Origin of the sequence: Psychrobacter sp. FME5 (assembly GCF_014861375.1) — a bacterium.
Classification (GTDB): Bacteria; Pseudomonadota; Gammaproteobacteria; order Pseudomonadales; family Moraxellaceae; genus Psychrobacter.
This window is the reverse complement of the sequence record NZ_RRYX01000006.1, coordinates 22331-39889: the sequence shown is the minus strand read 5'-3', so window position 1 is coordinate 39889 and position 17559 is coordinate 22331. Positions and strand designations below refer to the sequence as shown.

At 42.2% G+C, this 17559-nt stretch carries 14 protein-coding genes; 12 read left to right on the top strand and 2 right to left on the bottom strand.

The genetic code is table 11. The annotated features are described in order from the left end of the window. The first annotated feature begins 27 nt into the window (after positions 1 to 27). The 10 genes from EI161_RS02075 to EI161_RS02030 all read left to right on the top strand — a co-directional run bounded on the left by EI161_RS02075 (position 28) and on the right by EI161_RS02030 (position 11891). A complete protein-coding gene (locus EI161_RS02075) occupies positions 28 to 2598 on the top strand; it encodes a capsular polysaccharide biosynthesis protein (protein ID WP_192528850.1) in 2571 nt (856 codons plus the stop codon). A gap of 178 nt (positions 2599 to 2776) precedes the next feature. After that, positions 2777 to 4009 (top strand): capsule biosynthesis protein, encoded by a 1233-nt coding sequence (locus EI161_RS02070; RefSeq protein ID WP_225735184.1) that lies wholly within the window; start codon positions 2777 to 2779, stop codon positions 4007 to 4009. 365 nt (positions 4010 to 4374) lie between these two features. Next, positions 4375 to 6174 (top strand): translation elongation factor 4, encoded by a 1800-nt coding sequence (gene lepA, locus EI161_RS02065; RefSeq protein WP_192522563.1) that lies wholly within the window; start codon positions 4375 to 4377, stop codon positions 6172 to 6174. 102 nt (positions 6175 to 6276) lie between these two features. Beyond that, the gene (gene lepB / locus EI161_RS02060) at positions 6277 to 7179 is read left to right on the top strand and encodes a signal peptidase I (protein WP_192528848.1); all 903 of its coding nucleotides are present in this window, start codon (positions 6277 to 6279) and stop codon (positions 7177 to 7179) included. A 212-nt stretch (positions 7180 to 7391) separates the two neighbouring features. Further along, complete coding sequence (locus EI161_RS02055) at positions 7392 to 7784, top strand: DUF4845 domain-containing protein (protein WP_225735183.1); 393 nt, start codon at positions 7392 to 7394, stop codon at positions 7782 to 7784. A gap of 239 nt (positions 7785 to 8023) precedes the next feature. Then, a complete protein-coding gene (gene rnc, locus EI161_RS02050; RefSeq protein ID WP_192528847.1) occupies positions 8024 to 8821 on the top strand; it encodes a ribonuclease III in 798 nt (265 codons plus the stop codon). 159 nt (positions 8822 to 8980) lie between these two features. Further along, positions 8981 to 10093: a GTPase Era gene (gene era / locus EI161_RS02045; RefSeq protein ID WP_192522560.1), complete on the top strand. Its 1113-nt coding sequence runs from the start codon at positions 8981 to 8983 to the stop codon at positions 10091 to 10093. 69 nt (positions 10094 to 10162) lie between these two features. Next, positions 10163 to 10963 (top strand): DNA repair protein RecO, encoded by an 801-nt coding sequence (gene recO / locus EI161_RS02040; protein WP_192522559.1) that lies wholly within the window; start codon positions 10163 to 10165, stop codon positions 10961 to 10963. After that, complete coding sequence (locus tag EI161_RS02035) at positions 10936 to 11115, top strand: hypothetical protein (RefSeq protein WP_192522558.1); 180 nt, start codon at positions 10936 to 10938, stop codon at positions 11113 to 11115. The genes recO and EI161_RS02035 overlap by 28 nt, the downstream gene beginning before the upstream one ends. Next, entirely contained in the window at positions 11112 to 11891 is a 780-nt protein-coding gene (locus tag EI161_RS02030) for a pyridoxine 5'-phosphate synthase (RefSeq protein WP_192528846.1), read from the top strand. Before EI161_RS02035 ends, EI161_RS02030 begins: the two co-directional genes overlap by 4 nt. Positions 11892 to 12086: 195 nt before the next feature. On the opposite strand, the gene EI161_RS02025 is transcribed toward EI161_RS02030, so the two are convergent. Further along, positions 12087 to 12641: a GspH/FimT family pseudopilin gene (locus EI161_RS02025; protein ID WP_318779357.1), complete on the bottom strand. Its 555-nt coding sequence runs from the start codon at positions 12639 to 12641 to the stop codon at positions 12087 to 12089. Positions 12642 to 13315: 674 nt separating this feature from the next. Here EI161_RS02025 and EI161_RS02020 point away from each other — a divergent pair. After that, positions 13316 to 14623, top strand: coding sequence for an OmpA family protein (locus EI161_RS02020; RefSeq protein WP_192528844.1), 1308 nt, complete (start codon positions 13316 to 13318; stop codon positions 14621 to 14623). Between the two features lie 356 nt (positions 14624 to 14979). Continuing rightward, positions 14980 to 16830, top strand: a complete 1851-nt coding sequence (typA, locus tag EI161_RS02015) for a translational GTPase TypA (protein ID WP_192522554.1) — start codon at positions 14980 to 14982, stop codon at positions 16828 to 16830. 143 nt (positions 16831 to 16973) lie between these two features. Here typA and EI161_RS02010 read toward each other — a convergent pair whose 3' ends face one another. Next, positions 16974 to 17429, bottom strand: a complete 456-nt coding sequence (locus EI161_RS02010; protein ID WP_192528843.1) for a hypothetical protein — start codon at positions 17427 to 17429, stop codon at positions 16974 to 16976. Between the last annotated feature and the right edge of the window lie 130 nt (positions 17430 to 17559).

Below are 17559 nucleotides of genomic sequence, written 5' to 3'. Positions count from 1 at the left end.
CAAAAGTAATGGATAAAGGGGGCAAAGATGGCAAAAAGTGTTCAAGGTGACGGTAAAATACCAGTAGTATCGCCCTATGATAATGCACTATTTTTGCCATCAGACCCGCGTACCTCACCAAAGCAACTGGCGGTCATTGGTAAAGGGATGCGTCGTAACAATGTGCTGCTATCCCAGGTTTTGCAAGCAGATATTCAGCGCTGGTATCTCTGGTCAGGGTTACAACGTCGTCTCATTAATCACAAAAACCCGTTGTTACCATTATCTAAATTACCGCTATCTGACTTTGTTCAACAGCAATTTTCTTGTTTATCAAAACAGCAACCCGATGCTTTTATCGGTTGGGGGCATAAAAAAAGTTATCAAAGAGCCAGTAAGTTTGCTACGCGGCAAAATCTGACCACATTGAGTGTTGAAGATGGTTTTCTACGTTCATTAGATTCAGGTATTGGTAGCCGTCATGGTGTAAGCGTCGTTGTCGATGATATCGGCATCTACTTTGATTTGGCACAAAGCTCACGCCTTGAGCAACTGATTATTGAGCGCACTAAAAGCGTCACCAAACCTGAAGAGCGTTCTCTAAACAAAAAACATGCTCAACGACTGATGGCGCGTATTTGTGCGGAACATCTTAGCAAATATAATGCAGTAATGGATTGTCCGTCATTAGATAAATTGGTTAATCAGGGCAATGTTAATACCGAAAAAAAACCGCTAAAATCACACATTTTATTGATTGATCAGGTCGCAGGTGATGCCTCTATTACAGGCGCTGGTGCTGACAAACGTCAGTTTAAGCGGATGTTAAAAGCCGCTTGCCGCAATCATCCTAATGCTCATATTTGGATAAAAGCACATCCTGCATCAAAATCAGGATATCTGACCAGTCTAAAACTACCCAAGAACGTCCGTCTCTTAACCCAAGCACTCAACCCCATCGCGTTGCTAGCGCAAGTCGAGCATGTTTATACGGTTAGCTCGCATATGGGCTTTGAAGCCTTGATGCTCGGTAAAAAAGTACATTGTTTCGGGGTCAATTGGTATAGTGGCTGGGGGCTTACTGACGACAGCGGGGCGCCACAACGCTTACTAAAAACGGTTGAGAAACGCCGTCAAGCATCTGCTAATACATTTTTACAGGCCAGAGAAACAACAAACCAAGCGTTATTTCCTAGCGTTTTGGATAGTAAGGTTAAGACTACGTTAGAGGCGTTGTTTTATAGTGCTTATCTGGATTATAGCTGCTATGTGGATCCAGCCACCAAGCAGGCTTGTGATATTGACACGGCGATTGAGTGGTTGGTTACTAATCGGTACTGGCAAGCTTGCTTTGAGGGCGGCTTAACCATATACGAATTTAGCCGCTGGAAACTGCCATTCGTTAAAGCCTTTGTGGATTTTCCGCGTACGACATTATTTATCAAACCCAAACCACGGCTAAAAAACTTGCTGCACCCCGATCATTTTCGGGCCAATTATCAGCAGCCCTTATTAGTCTGGGGTTTGGCCAAGCGTCAGCAAGTACAACAGAGATTACAGAATAAACGTGGTGAAAAGCACTCAGATATCCCAGCTATCTACTGTATGGAAGATGGCTTTATTCGCTCGAACGGTCTGGGTGCGACGTTATTAGCGCCATTGTCGGTAGTGATCGACAAGCAAGGTATTTATTATGATGCCACCCAGCCTTCAGATTTAGAGACTTTGTTAGGTGATTGCGAAACGTTGACAGCAGAACAAAGTATACGTGTGCAGACACTGCAAGATAAATTACTTACTCAGCGGGTGAGTAAATACAATGTCGGGGCTGATGTCGACAGTGTTGACAGCAAACATATTTCTTGGATGCAAGAAGCAAAGGCATCTGGCAAACACCGTATTCTAATTATTGGTCAAGTAGAAGATGATTTATCGGTGCAGTACTGTGGTTCGACGATTAAGACCAATAGTGGCTTGATTGAGCGTGTATGCCAAGATAATCCTGATGCTTATCTAATTTATAAACCGCACCCTGATGTTGAAGCAGGATTAAGGGCGGGTAAAGTCGCAGCCGCAGGATTACGTCAGGTACAAGCGGTCGCTTATGATACCGCGATGCCTGATTGTTTAGAATGCGTCGATGCAGTACATACGATCAGTTCATTGACAGGCTTTGAAGCATTGCTCCGTGGTCTAAAAGTGACGTGTTATGGTTTGCCGTTTTATGCAGGTTGGGGCTTAACAACAGATATCGATGTGCAGTTATCACCAAAATCTGATTATCTAAAGAGACGTAAGCGAGACACAACATTGACGCTTGAGCAATTACTGCATTGCGCGCTTATCCGCTATCCGTTATATCGTTTGCCTACTGGTTATGGACTGGCACAAGTAGAGCAAGTCATTGATTATTTATATCCGCCTGAAAACTCATTCTCTCTCAAAAATACTAAAAATGGCGAGGCTTCATCTGAAATATCTAGCAATACCAATAACTTAATTAAGCCTTCAGTATCAGCCTTATCAAATTTACCCACGCAGTTTAAACGCCATGCCGCAACACGTTTTATGCAACAGCGTCATCGGTGGCAGCAGCGTCTACGCAAACGATCTCGTTGATTTTCCCTAAATTTTCCCGAAACTTATTGTAGAGCCATAGCGGAAATCCATTGCGACAAGCAGGGGTTTTTTCGGTATAATTACTGGTAATATCCGTATATTCACGCGGTTTAATAACCTCGCGTATCTCTATCTCATATCTTTCAATTAATGGTAATTTAATACTATGGCAGCTTCGATGTCTCACCTGCTCACTCATCGACACGTCTTGCTATTACAAGGAAAGATGGGCGGATTCTTCAACCGTTTTTCGTCATTTTTACAAACTCAGGATATCAAAGTTAGTAAGATTAACTTTAATGCAGGCGATGCGTTTTTTTATCACCAAGATAATACCTATGCCTATACGGGCACGTTGGCACAGTTCACTGCTTGGTTGCAGGTTTTTATCAAAGAACAAGGTATCGATGCTATTGTTTGCTTCGGTGATTGTCGTCCGCACCACACCCAAGCTGCGTGTGTCAGCGAGGCGTTAGAGACGTCTTTCTTTGTCTTTGAAGAAGGCTACTTACGCCCTGACTATATCACCTTACAGCAATATGGTATTAATGGTTATTCACGCTTAAATACAGCGGATATCAAAGCACTCAAAAAAGCCAACGATAAACCCTTATATACACACAATAGATTCTATCGTTTGAGTATCGCTGCTATTGTTTATTATATTATCGCTTGGCTTTATAAAAGTCGCTATCCACACTATTCTCATTACCGAGGTATGACCGCGTGGCAAGAGGCAATCGCTTGGTTAAAAGCGCCATGGCGTAAGCTGCGTGGCTATTTACCCGATATGCGGTTGCAACACCGGCTGACCAAACAAGAGAGCGACAATTACTTTTTGATTAGCCTACAAGTGCACAATGACTCACAGATTACGCATCATAGTGATTACCGTGACGTGGTGCAGTTTATTGATGAGTCTATCGCCAGCTTTGCCAGTCATGCCGAGCAAAAGCAGCTGCTAGTATTTAAGCATCATCCGCTAGATCGTGGTCATCGAGACTATCGTGAGCTGGTATCTAGTTTGGCGGCGCGCTATCAAGTGTCGGAGCGTGTTTTTTATGGTTGTGACATGCACCTGCCAACCCTAATGAAGCATAGTATTGGGATGGTAACGATAAATAGCACGACAGGGCTGCAATCGGTCTATCATAAAAAACCAACCAAGGTCATGGGTCGCGCGATTTACGATACGCCGAAGCTGACCGATCAAAAGTCGCTCAACGATTTTTGGCAACAGCCTAAAGCCCCAGACAATGAGTTTTATCTGCGCTTTCGTGAGTATTTGATAGAACAAACCCAGTTAAATGGTTCTTTTTATGGTCGGTCGCCGTGGATATATAAATATCTGAATCAAGTAGAAGACCAGCGTATAGAGGTTGAGCTTTCTGAAACCAATACACCTCAGTAATATATCTGTCATTAGTTTTGAGTATGACTAGAGTGTTACTATCGGTATTTTTAAAATAAGGACGAGCCCTAGAACTTTCATAATGGGCTCGTTTTTTTATCTATACAGTTTATCCGCTGGTAATTTCGCCTATAAATCATTTCTCTATTACTAAAATCGCCTTACTTTATAGTGGAAAACTGCTAGAATACTCCTTCATGCCTGCGCGCAAGAGTTTGTATCCTAAGCGATTGACTCGAGACGATACTGTTAATCAATAATCTGATTTTAACCGTCTTCTTTTCAACGCTGGTCACTGATTTTATTGCGTGTGCCTGACAGTATTCTTTTTATTATTCTATCACCTTTAATTTAGTAGGCGCTTTGTGACTGCATTAGCCAATATTCGTAACTTTTCAATCATTGCCCACATTGATCATGGCAAGTCGACGCTTGCGGATCGTTTTATTCAGATGTGCGGTGCCTTGCAAGATCGCGAGATGCAGGCGCAAGTACTCGACTCCATGGATATCGAGCGAGAGCGCGGTATCACGATTAAAGCACAATCGGTCACCTTATTTTATGACCATCCAAATGGTGAGCGTTATCAGCTTAATTTTATTGATACGCCTGGTCACGTCGATTTCTCTTATGAAGTTTCACGATCGCTCGCTGCTTGCGAAGGTGCGCTTTTGGTCGTTGATGCGGCACAAGGGGTTGAGGCGCAGTCAGTGGCCAACTGCTATACCGCCGTTGACCTAGGCTTAGAAGTGATGGCGGTACTGAATAAGATTGATTTGCCGCAAGTTGAGCCTGAGCGTGTGATTCAAGAGATTGAAGACATTATCGGTATTGAAGCGATTGATGCGCCGCGTGTCTCAGCAAAATCAGGGCTGGGCGTCGATAAGCTGTTAGAGGCCTTGGTTGAAGTTATCCCAGCGCCAACAGGTGATCGTGATGCGCCGCTCCAAGCGCTCATCATTGACTCATGGTTTGACAGTTATTTAGGGGTAGTTTCCTTAGTGCGCGTCCGTGAAGGGACGGTCAAAAAAGGCGATAAGATTTATATCAAATCGACCAAAGAGTCTCATCCAGTCACTTCTATTGGGGTGTTCACACCTAAGCCGTTAGATACAGGTATTCTAGAGGCGGGTGAGGTTGGCTTTATTATTGCCGGTATTAAAGATATTGCTGGCGCGCCAGTTGGTGATACGATTACGCTTGCCAAAACACCTGATGTGGATCGTATTCCTGGTTTTAAGCAAATTACCCCGCAGGTTTATTCGGGTATGTTCCCCGTTGACGCCAATGATTTTGAAAAATTCCGTGAGGCACTACAAAAGTTACAGATTAATGATGCCTCGCTATTCTTTGAGCCCGATACCTCTGATGCGCTAGGGTTTGGTTTCCGTTGTGGGTTCTTAGGAATGCTGCACATGGAGATTATCCAAGAGCGTTTAGAGCGCGAATATGACTTGGATTTAATCACTACTGCGCCGTCGGTTATCTATGAGATTGAAAAGAAAGATGGCGAAGTGATTTATGTAGATAACCCATCAAGATTGCCTGAGCCTAACAATATCGAAGAGTTTCGCGAGCCGATTGCTCGCTGCCAGATTTTGGTGCCACAAGATTATTTGGGCAACGTGATGACGCTATGTATCGAGCGTCGCGGTGTACAGGTTGATATGCGCTTTATGGGTAAGCAAGTGCAGCTGATATTTGATATTCCGATGGGTGAAGTGGTCATGGATTTCTTTGATCGTCTAAAGTCGGTGTCTCGCGGGTTTGCCTCACTGGATTATAACTTTGAGCGTTATCAAGCTGATAAATTGGTCAAGGTAGACGTACTGATTAATGGTGACAAAGTTGATGCGTTAGCGATGATCGTGCACCAAGACCAAGCGCGTTATCGTGGTAATCAGCTAGTGATCAAGATGAAAGAATTGATTCCGCGTCAGATGTTTGACGTGGCGATTCAGGCGGCGATTGGCAGTCAAATTATTGGTCGCAGCACAGTGAAAGCCATGCGTAAAGATGTACTGGCCAAATGTTATGGTGGTGACGTCTCACGTAAGAAAAAACTGTTGTCTAAGCAAAAAGCGGGCAAGAAACGTATGAAGCAAGTAGGTAACGTAGAAATCCCTCAAGAGGCGTTCTTAGCCGTGTTACAAGTTGATAGCTAATAGCACAATCTCTCTTATTTGATTTTGCATATAATACGTCAAATGTAGTTGGTCTTATCATTCAAGTAATGAGATGAGCCGCTCGTTAATAGGCAATTTGGTATGGATTTTGATTTCAATTTAATTTTAGTGCCGTTGACCATAGGTTTGGGTATTGTTTGGTTATTAGATAAGTTAACGCTCAAACAGCGTCAAACCCGTGGGCGCGGTAAAGAAAGCTTGTTGGTACGCTGGGCTTACGATTTTTTTCCTGTATTGGCAGTGGTATTGATAGTGCGCTCGTTTTTGATTGAGCCTTTTAATATTCCCTCATCCTCTATGGTGCCGACTTTATATACAGGCGATTTTATCGCTGTGAATAAATACGCCTACGGAGTGCGACTACCACTGACTTACAATAAAGTGTTGGATACGGGTGAGCCTGACCATGGTGATGTAGCCGTGTTCCGTTACCCTGAAAACCCTAGCATTTATTATATCAAGCGCGTTATCGGTTTGCCTGGTGATACTGTTAGCTATGACCAAGGGGTACTTGCAGTCAATGATGTTGCCGTTGACACTAAAGCTGTCGATTATGCGGCAAATGCTGAGTTGACTTCGCAGCTGTATCTACCGGGGCAGGTTGGCCCAGGACAAGTATTAACAGAAGAAAGTGCCGCGGCGATGGGTGAGCAAGAGGAAGGTGAGGCGCAGTATTTTCAAGAAACTCAAGGTGAGAATAAACACCTTGTTCGCTACTTAAATGGCATGAACAGCTCGCAATACGCGCCATTTTTGCAGCAGCAATCACCAGAAGTGGTTAGCTCAGAAGGTACTGAATGGCGTATCGATGTGCCAGAAGGTCAGTATTTTGTGATGGGTGATAACCGTGATCGTAGTGCGGATGGTCGATTTTGGGGTTTTGTACCTGATGAAAACCTAGCGGGTAAGGCGGTTTATATCTGGATGCATAAGCCACCAGGGCTTAATTTACCGAGCTTCAAGCGCAATGGTAGTATTGATTAATGGCATAAGTGATTAATGTTGTAAAAGGTTGATGTCGTAAGAGATAAATTTATGAGTGCTCTATTGGTTGGTTTATCGATAATAGTTTTGTGCTAGTATTATTGCTATCTAATAAATGACTTCCTATTCATAGCAGCCAGTCATTTATTAAAGCAGCCATCTATTAAAAAATATCTAGCAAAATAGCAATTTACCCGTAAAGGAACATCATAATGCAGCACCTATCTGGATTGTCTACGCAGCGCGGTGCTAGTGTGACGAGCATTGTGTTAATCATTATCGCTTTGGGCATTGCTGCCAAACTGGTTGTCGCGATTGTACCCGCTCAGATTGGTGATTATCAATTGACTAAAACGTTAAGCGCACAGCTTCAAGAATCGAACAATAATAAAGAAACGGCAAAGCAGTTCGTTGAACGTGTCAACAGACAGCTATCTATTAATGCTGATTATGATACTCAGGCAGAGGACGTATTTACATTTACTGATAAAAAAACAGGACAGCTGGCTATTTATAAAGAATACGCAGTGACCAAGAATTTTTTTAATAATGTTGATATCATTAATCGCTTCGAAGGGGCGATTGATATGGACACGATAGATTAGCTTAAGAGTCTATTAAAGCACTCATAAAACAGCTTTAAAATTTGAATTTTTCTATAAAACCAATTGATGAATATGGTTATTAACGACTATAGTCTGTTTAAAGTAATTTGGATACAAAGAAGGCGAGTGCAAGCACTACAAATAGTAGACTGAGTGAGCCTGACGCCGTATTCGATTTTATATGGAATTGACGATATTAACCAAATCAGTAAAACAGAAGGGATAACCATAAGCCACGCATGAAACCAACTTCGCAGAACGCCCAAGCGCTTCCTACTACCCCAAAAAACAGCATGTCTGGCGACACGCTTGTTGTTAGCTCAGAGTTTATTCAGCGGTTAGCTATTTTGACGCGTAAGTTAGGCTATGTGTTTAATAACTTAAGCTTGCCAAAGCTGGCACTCACTCATCGCTCGTTTGATAGCAAAAAAAACTACGAGCGTCTAGAGTTTTTAGGGGATGCATTATTGGGGATGATTGTCGGTGAGGCACTATACCATCGTTATCCTACCCAAAATGAAGGCCGCTTGACTCGGATGCGGGCAACTTTGGTCAGGCAAGAGTCGTTGGTTATCATTGCCCAAAACTTAGAGCTTTCTAATCATCTTATCTTAGGGATAGGTGAGCGCAAGGGCGGTGGTCGTAATCGTGCGTCTATATTGGCGGATGCGGTAGAGTCTCTGATTGGCGCTATCTATTTAGACAGCCAAGATATGGACATTACTCGCGATTGCGTTCTCTCTTGGTATGGCAGTTTGATTGATAACGTCAATGATCAAAAAGCTCTAAAAGATGCCAAGAGTCGCTTGCAAGAATGGCTACAGTCTAAGCAGTTTGACTTGCCTCATTATGAGCTGATGGAAACCCGAGGTAACGCCCCGCATCAAATCTTTGTTGTACGTTGTCATGTTAATATCAATAACTGTGCTGATATTACTGAATCTGGCGAAAGCCGCCGTATCGCTGAACAAAAAGCCGCTGAGCTGATGATCAATCAATTGCATAAACTCCCAAATTCAGCTAAAAAGCGCACATAACGGATATGTAGCTAGGCGCAAAACATGATTCTAGTCTGACAACCTATTTTAAGACCTCAATATTTTCCAGCCAATAACGGTGCCGATTTTTTAGTGTTGATACAATCAATGCCTTATTAATCACCGTTTGACTGGTTATAAACCCTACAGGATTACCCTATGAGCAATCGTACTGATTTGCCATCCAATAATGAAGATAATGCCGACGATATGACCGAAAACACAGAATTGAATCCAAACCAAGGTAATAAAGATACCACTAATGATGATATAACGCATTCAGAAGATATTACATCAGAAAACGATACGGCCATTGAAGATTTTTTTGCCCCTAGTAGCCATGGGCATGTTGCTGATGATTTTAAGGCAGGTTATGTGGCCATCGTTGGGCGTCCAAACGTCGGCAAATCAACCTTGATGAATCACTTATTGGGTCAAAAACTATCTATCACTTCACGTAAGCCACAAACCACTCGCCATCGTATTCATGGTATTTTATCAAACCATGAAATGCAGGCTGTGTTTGTAGATACTCCAGGTATTCACCGTAATGAAGTGCGTGCTATCAATGAGCGCATGAACAAAGCCGCAGTATCTGCCTTAGTAGATGTTGATTTGGTATTATTCGTCGTTGACTCAGATCAGTGGCGTGACGATGATTTGTTGACCCTGCAGAAACTCGGCGAGACAAATTTGACCGTGGTATTGGTCATTAATAAAGCGGATACTTTAAAAGATAAGGGCAGCGTGTTGCCGCTTATTGAAACCTTTAGTGATAGTTTCGATTTTGCTGATATTGTACCTGTCTCCGCATTAAAAAGTCAGAACCTAGACCGTCTACAAGAAGTGATTGCCTCACATCTACCAGTTGCCGCACCTATCTATGATACTGAGCAAATCACCGACCGCTCAGAGCGTTTCTTAGCCAGCGAAATTATCCGTGAAAAAATCATGCGTAGCGCAGGCGATGAAGTACCGTATGATTTAACGGTACAGATTGACGAGTTCAAAGATGAGCCTGCGCATACCGATCCAAAAACAGGTCGTCCACGTAAGGCTTGTACCTTTATTGATGCCACTATTTATGTCGAGCGTAGTGGCCAAAAAGCCATTGTTATCGGTGATAAAGGTCAACGTATCAAGCAAGTTGGTATGGATGCTCGTAAAGATATGGAGCAGCTCTTTGATAAAAAAATCATGCTGACACTATGGGTAAAAGTGAAGCGCGGTTGGTCTGATGACGAGCGTGCGTTAACCAGTTTAGGGTATTAATCGCAAAGTAGCGCTTTAATCACTTTTTTATGTGCTCGATACTGATGCTTAATGTTGAGGTAATAACACATGCGTAATGAAGCGTTAGTCGGTTATCTATTGCATCAGCGCCCCTATCAAGAAAAGCGCGCCTTATATTATCTTTTTTCTCAGCAACATGGGGTGATACACGGTATTGGGAAAAAAGGCGCGCCCTTATTTATGCCATTGCAACTCTTCGCCACTGGTAAACGTGATTTAAAGACTTTTAGTCAAATTAATATTGCCTCACAAAATATTATTGAGACAGGCGCCGCAAAAGACGCTGCTACTTTGCTACAGCCAGTGCCTTATCTAGAGTCAGCTCCTTACGAAAACATCACGGGCCAACATCAATACTCGGCATTGTATTTAAATGAAATACTGTGGCGTCTCCTACCTACTGAAGACCCGATGCCAGTATTGTGGCAGCATTATAAAGAAAGTCTGATTCAGCTTAGACAGCCTTTAAGCGCCAATCAATTGCGTCTGTGTTTGCGCCAGTTTGAACAGCACTTATTTAGCGAGTTGGGTTTTACCTTAGCGCTAGCTCATGACAGTATGCAGGATGGCATTGAAGCTGATTGTGTGTATCGTTTTTTACCTGATGTGGGTTTGGTTGCTGTCTCTATGCCTACTTCTCAGAATAATATGCCGTCTGAGCATGTAGAAAGTGCTACTGGACAAAGCCTTTTTGTAGGTGCGGATATTATTGAGATGGCAAAATTGGGTATTGCTGAAACCACACTGAATAATTGGTCAAGGATTCATCGGCAGCTGATAGACCATCTACTTGATTATCAACCATTACAAAGTCGTCTGTTATGGCAGCAGCAACAGCGCTATCAATAATAGAATTGTTATTTGCTAATAGCTTCACTATAGTTGAGCTACTTCAAAAAAGACAAATTATAGTTATAGTTGATTCACTTTTAAAAGAATATAGTGCTGCTGGGATGCTTGTTTTTAAATATAGGTTTTGTTATCAAAAGGATTTATTATGACCACCTCTTCATTCGCTTCATCTAAAAATACTTCTCAAACCCCTTTGTTAGGCGTGAATATTGATCACGTGGCAACTTTACGTCAAGCACGTGGGGTGATTTATCCCAGTCCTTTAGAGGCTGCTTTATTGTGCGAGCGTGCAGGTGCCGATGGTATCACTATCCATTTGCGTGAGGACCGTCGTCATATTCAAGACTCAGATGTCTATGAGATAGCAGGGCAGTTGACGACTAGAATGAATCTAGAGATGGCAGCGACGACTGAGATGCTAGTGATTGCCTGCGAAGTTAAACCATTTTGGGTATGTTTAGTCCCCGAAAAACGCGCAGAGCTGACGACAGAAGGTGGGCTTGATGTCGCAGGGCAAATGACTTGGCTGACCGATTATATTAGCAAGTTGCAGGCTGCAGGCATTAAGGTCTCTTTATTTATTGATCCAGAAGACAAGCAGGTTTCTGCGGCCATAGATTGCGGTGCTGATGCCATTGAACTGCATACGGGTGCTTACGCTGAAGCAGGTTTAGCAGACAACAAAACGGCACAAGATGCCGAGCTAAAACGCATCAAACATGCGATTGCTACTGCGCAACGTACCAATAGCGAACTTTTGATTAATGCAGGACATGGCTTAACCCGTGATAATGTCAATGCTATTGCACAGATTGAAGGCATTTATGAGTTAAACATTGGCCACGCACTCATTGCCGATGCTGTATTCGTAGGGTTAGAGCAGGCGGTTATTATGATGAAAGAAGCGATGCACAAAAAACCTTAAGCTATGTTTTATACATTCTATACAGCCCCTAAATTAAGATACATTTTCTTTGACGCGTGACGGGTATTAATTTTTCTTGCTTGCGGTGTCTACGCTGACAGAGGCTGCAAAAAATTAATACCCGTCGCACGGTATCTTTTTTACATCGAACTGACGATATTTTAAGCATTCGGGCAGGCCTTATTACTCGTCGCATTATTTATTACACTCGGTAGGGTGGTCTTCATTAAGTTTCTGTTTAATAATGCCTGTCTGGTTGAATGAGATTTGATACATGGCTTGACTATAAGTAGCGATCGGGCAGTATTTGATATGGCCAAAATGCCCTCGAGGTATGCCACTATCACCCCAAAATTTGGTGTAATGACGCTCGTTTCCTACTCGCAATTTCAGCTTGCCGTATTTTAAGTTTAAAGTTTGCTGGCTCAGCAAAAAATCTACCTGAGCATCAAAGTGATTATTACCATTACTGTCTATAAATAATAAAAGTATTTTATCACTGTCTCTATCGCAACGACCAGCAGCATTAGATAGACAAACCAACACGTTTTGGCGTCTAATAAGACTTTCTGCTTTTGCTAAACGTAGAGCGCTTTCTAGTTGGTTTTTGATGCGCTTAGCTTCCATACTTGCTAACTGATTTAGAATTGCCGGAGTAGCGATACTTACTATGATGGCCAATACAGCGACAGTAACCATGAGTTCAACCAACGTAAAACCTTGTCTGCCTCTATGCCCAAGAGTCCTTATCTGTATTCTTTTTTCTTTCCTAGAGTTAGGTGTCCTAAGCCATTGGAAGTAGAACCAAAAACCATAAACACTCGATCTACTACTGTTCGCGAACTCATTCCTAACCAAAGTTAGGGTGAATAAAGAAAATTTAGATAGCCTTTCATAACTTAACAATATCTTATAAAGAAGTGTCATGAGGTCTTATTGCCTATGATGAGTAAGTTGGCTGGCGACAGATAAATTGTAACAACAGTTATCTTTGTAATGTATGAAATAATGTTGACTGATACAATATAAACAGAATATATGTCTACTGTCAAAAAATGTTTCAATTAGTGAATGACAGGTTTTAGTAATAGAGAAAAATGTCTAAATGTATTAAAATATGTCCAGACAGTAGGTATTGCTCGGCTGACTATCTATTGTGAACTGACATACAAAAGATAAAAATCGTAAGGTGTGTTAGTTCTAGGTAACTTAAGCGGATTATTGTGTTTTAGTTACGACAGTATCGTGTAATAATGTGTAGCTCGTTAACGAAAAAAGTTGTAAACTGAATTGATAATCGCTAAGCTACTCCTTAATTGGTTTTGCTTTGTCACTTACAAATTCGTAAAAGATGTCTATTTTAGAACATCTTGAGAAGCGGTTTTGCTTAATGCATCACTAAAATTATCCTTTGGAGGAAGTCCATGAAATTGAATAAAATTGCTCTAGCTATTGTTGCTGTAGCGGCTGCACCTTTAGCAGCTAATGCTGGTGTAACTATCAGCCCATTATTACTAGGTTATCATTACACTGGTGAAGCTCATGATGATCAACGTGATCTTCTTGCTACTGGTAAAAACCTTTATGAAAACGCCAATGGCGATGTTATCGGTGATGGTACTCGTGGTAACAACAATGGTGGCGTAGCCAAAGAAAGTAGCCTATATACTGGTGCGGCTCTAGGTATCGAGCTGACTCCTTCTACTCAGTTCCAAGTAGAGTACGGTGTATCTAGCGCGAATGGCGAAGCTTCTGAAGATTCTGCTGATGCAGGCGTTAACCGCTTTGACGTCGAACAAACCATGCTTTCTGGTAACTTCTTGATCGGTACCGAAGAGTTCACTGGTTACACTGATAACGCATTCAAACCATATGTATTGGTTGGTGCTGGTCAGTCTAAAATCAAAGTAGAAAACCAAGAGTCATATACAACTAAGAGTGCGTTAGAAGGTATTCCAGCTGGCACTACAATAGCTGCTGGTACTGAAGTATCAGAAACAACAGACACTATCGGTAACCTAGGTTTAGGTGCTATGTATCGCATCAACGACGCGCTAAGCCTACGTGGTGAAGCTCGTGCGATTCATAACTTCGATAACAACTGGTGGGAAGGCATGGCGTTGGCCGGCCTAGAAGTTGTACTTGGTGGTCATTTAGCCCCTACAGTAGCAGTACCACCAGTTGCAGAGCCAATGGTTGATGATACGCCAGTAGTGGTTGTGGAATCTGATCTTGATTCTGACGGTGATGGCGTACCTGATAGCATCGATGCATGCCCAGGCACTCCTATGAACGTTGTAGTTGATGAGCGCGGTTGCCCAGTACCAGTAGATATTACTGATGAGCTGAAAATGGAACTACGTGTATTCTTTGATAACGATAAATCAGCTATCAAAAATCAGTACAAACCAGAAATCGCTAAAGTAGCAGAGAAGATGCGTGAGTATCCAAACTCTACAGCACGTGTAGAAGGTCATGCTTCTAAAACTGGTCCTTCAGCACGTTATAACCAACGCCTATCTGAAGCTCGTGCCGTTGCTGTTAAATCTATGCTAACTAATGAATTCGGTATCGCTCCAAACCGTCTATCAACTGTTGGTTATGGTTATGACAACCCAATCGCGCCAAACGATACTGAAGAAGGTCGCGCTATGAACCGTCGTGTTTATGCCATCATCACTGGTGACAAAACAATGACTGTTGAACAAACTAAAGATATGGTTGTTGAGTAAATAACCGCTCATTAGTTATAATTTTAAATATATAGTTACAAAAAAAGCTGCCCATTGGGTGGCTTTTTTTTATTTATGTATTGAGAAAGGTGAGTTATTGCATAAATTTATCAAGCAATAATGTTATACTAGCTGCCCAAACATTCTGTAAATTGACAGAATGTACATTAGCATAGCTATCTGTATGATGAATTTATCAGCGTAGATGTTTGATTATACTGAAAATAATTAAACGACAGCACCTATTGTGTAGTCGCCTAAAAGTAAGTATTTAATATCTACCTGATTGAAGATAAAAGTTTATCCAGCGGTGCTTAATGCTACTGCATTTTCTTAAGACGAAACGAGCATTTTATATGGCGAACGATATCAAACACCTGCGTAACATTGCAATTATTGCCCACGTTGACCACGGTAAAACAACTTTGGTTGATAAATTATTACATCAATCTGGTACTTTTGACGACCGTGCAAACATTGCTGAACGTGCGATGGATTCAGGTGATATTGAGCAAGAGCGTGGTATTACTATTTTGGCTAAAAACACAGCCATCCGCTGGACAGATACTACTGACGAAACTGAATACCGTATCAACATTGTCGACACTCCAGGTCACGCCGACTTTGGTGGTGAGGTTGAACGTGTTATGTCAATGGTTGACTGCGTACTACTAGTAGTAGACGGTGTTGATGGTCCAATGCCTCAAACTCGTTTCGTGACTCAGAAAGCGTTCGAGCAAGGTCTAAAGCCGATTGTTGTTATTAACAAAATTGACCGTCCAGGTTCACGCCCTGATTGGGTAATGGATCAAATCTTTGATCTGTTTGACAATCTAGGTGCAACCGACGAGCAACTAGATTTCCCCGTTGTTTATGCCTCAGCATTGAACGGCATTGCAGGTTTAGAAGCTGATAATTTAGCGGATGATATGACACCGCTTTTCAAAACTATCGTTGATGTAGTTCAGCCTCCGCAAGTTGATGCTGATGCTCCATTCCGTATGCAAATCTCTAGCCTTGACTACAATAGCTTTGTGGGCGTGATTGGTATCGGTCGTATCCAGCGTGGTAAAGTTAAAACCAATACTCAAGTGACGGTCGTTGATAAGAACGGCAATACTCGTAATGGTCGTATTTTAAAAATTATGGGCTATCACGGTTTAGATCGTATCGACGTAGAGGATGCACAAGCAGGTGATATCATCTGTATTACTGGTATTGATTCTCTTAATATCTCTGATACTATTTGTGATCCCAATCATGTTGAAGCATTGCCAGCACTAACGGTTGATGAACCAACAGTATCTATGAACTTTCAAGTGAATAACTCACCTTTTGCTGGTCGTGATGGTAAGTTTGTGACCTCGCGTAACATTCGTGAGCGTCTTGAGCGTGAATTGATTCACAACGTGGCATTACGTGTAGAAGACACTGAGTCTCCAGATAAATTTAAAGTATCGGGTCGTGGTGAGCTTCATCTATCTGTACTTATCGAAAACATGCGCCGTGAAGGCTTTGAGATGGGTGTTTCAGGCCCAGAAGTTATCGTTAAAGAAATTGACGGTAAACTACAAGAACCGTATGAAAATGTCGTCTTCGATATTGAAGATGAGCATCAAGGTTCTATCATGGAGCAGGTTGGTCTACGTAAAGGTGAGATGACCAATATGGAGCTTGATGGTAAAGGTCGTATGCGTATTGAAGCGACTATACCAGCCCGTGGTTTGATTGGCTTCCGCTCTGAGTTCCTAACATTGACTTCAGGTACGGGTATCATGACCTCAAGTTTCTCACATTATGGCCCACAGAAAATTGGTGACGTTGGCGGCCGAACTAATGGTGTATTGGTTTCTATGGCAAAAGGTGTTTGCCTAGGCTTTGCACTGTTTAACTTACAGAAGCGCGGTAAGTTATTTGCTGAACCACAGCTCGAAGTATACGAAGGTATGATTGTCGGTCTTAACTCACGTAACGACGACATGGCGGTTAACCCAACAACGGCTAAGCAGCTAACCAACGTCCGTGCTAGTGGTACGGATGAAGCGTTAACATTGACTCCAGCGGTTAAGTTCACGCTTGAGCAAGCGCTTGAATTTATTCAAGATGATGAGTTGGTTGAAGTAACGCCAAAAGCGATTCGTCTACGTAAGCGTTATTTGACTGAAAGTGAGCGTAAGCGTCATGGTCGTGGTAAGAAAGGTGCTTAATAGTTTGGTTTAACCAAATTAAAGCAATAAAAAAGGCTAACGCAAAGTTAGCCTTTTTTTATTGTCGATTGATAAGCTTTTGTCTTTAATAGATGTATGTTACTTAATTTTTCTAAATATCACACCTATGGAGTGAGTAACGTTTAAGGTGTGACGACCACATAGTCGTTGGTATTGATCAAAATCTCCGAGGGTTGGTCGACGACAATGCGCACTACATTATTATCAACAACTTGAGATTTATAATAGTTATCTTCAGCAACGGTACAACCTAAGCAGCGGCCCATTGCGTCCCAAGGTTCAACGAACAGCTTTTGCTGAGCTTGATCTGCATTACCACCGATCAGTGAAAAGGGCAAACTAACGATATAAGCTGCAGTACCCGCAACGGCGCTGACCAGTTGTAAAGGCTTACCAACCACGGTATCAACCACCATCGTGTCGTAAGAAGGTCCAAAGTCAGTTTCATCAATTTCTATCGCTGCCAAGGCAGGCTGCATGCTAGCAGCCATCAAACCTAAGCTTACGGCAACAGTAAAAACACTTTGTTTAACTGTGCTTTGCTTAACTGTACGTTGGTTCTTGGCTTTAACAGTCATAACGGTATCCTAAAATTCATAATTGGTATGATTACTGGCTGTTGCTATCTCCAACATAGAGATAATTTCTCTATATAAGCAATGCGGCAACGATAGGTAGGGTGAATATTACAGATACATAAACAGTATG

Coding starts and splice junctions, on each gene's coding strand:
- EI161_RS02075 (WP_192528850.1), top strand. CDS start 28: ATGGCAAAAAGTGTTCAAGGTGACGGTAAAATACCAGTAGTATCGCCC.
- EI161_RS02070 (WP_225735184.1), top strand. CDS start 2,777: ATGTCTCACCTGCTCACTCATCGACACGTCTTGCTATTACAAGGAAAG.
- lepB (WP_192528848.1), top strand. CDS start 6,277: ATGGATTTTGATTTCAATTTAATTTTAGTGCCGTTGACCATAGGTTTG.
- EI161_RS02055 (WP_225735183.1), top strand. CDS start 7,392: ATGCAGCACCTATCTGGATTGTCTACGCAGCGCGGTGCTAGTGTGACG.
- rnc (WP_192528847.1), top strand. CDS start 8,024: ATGAAACCAACTTCGCAGAACGCCCAAGCGCTTCCTACTACCCCAAAA.
- era (WP_192522560.1), top strand. CDS start 8,981: ATGAGCAATCGTACTGATTTGCCATCCAATAATGAAGATAATGCCGAC.
- recO (WP_192522559.1), top strand. CDS start 10,163: ATGCGTAATGAAGCGTTAGTCGGTTATCTATTGCATCAGCGCCCCTAT.
- EI161_RS02035 (WP_192522558.1), top strand. CDS start 10,936: ATGGCAGCAGCAACAGCGCTATCAATAATAGAATTGTTATTTGCTAAT.
- EI161_RS02030 (WP_192528846.1), top strand. CDS start 11,112: ATGACCACCTCTTCATTCGCTTCATCTAAAAATACTTCTCAAACCCCT.
- EI161_RS02020 (WP_192528844.1), top strand. CDS start 13,316: ATGAAATTGAATAAAATTGCTCTAGCTATTGTTGCTGTAGCGGCTGCA.
- typA (WP_192522554.1), top strand. CDS start 14,980: ATGGCGAACGATATCAAACACCTGCGTAACATTGCAATTATTGCCCAC.
- EI161_RS02010 (WP_192528843.1), bottom strand. CDS start 17,429: ATGACTGTTAAAGCCAAGAACCAACGTACAGTTAAGCAAAGCACAGTT.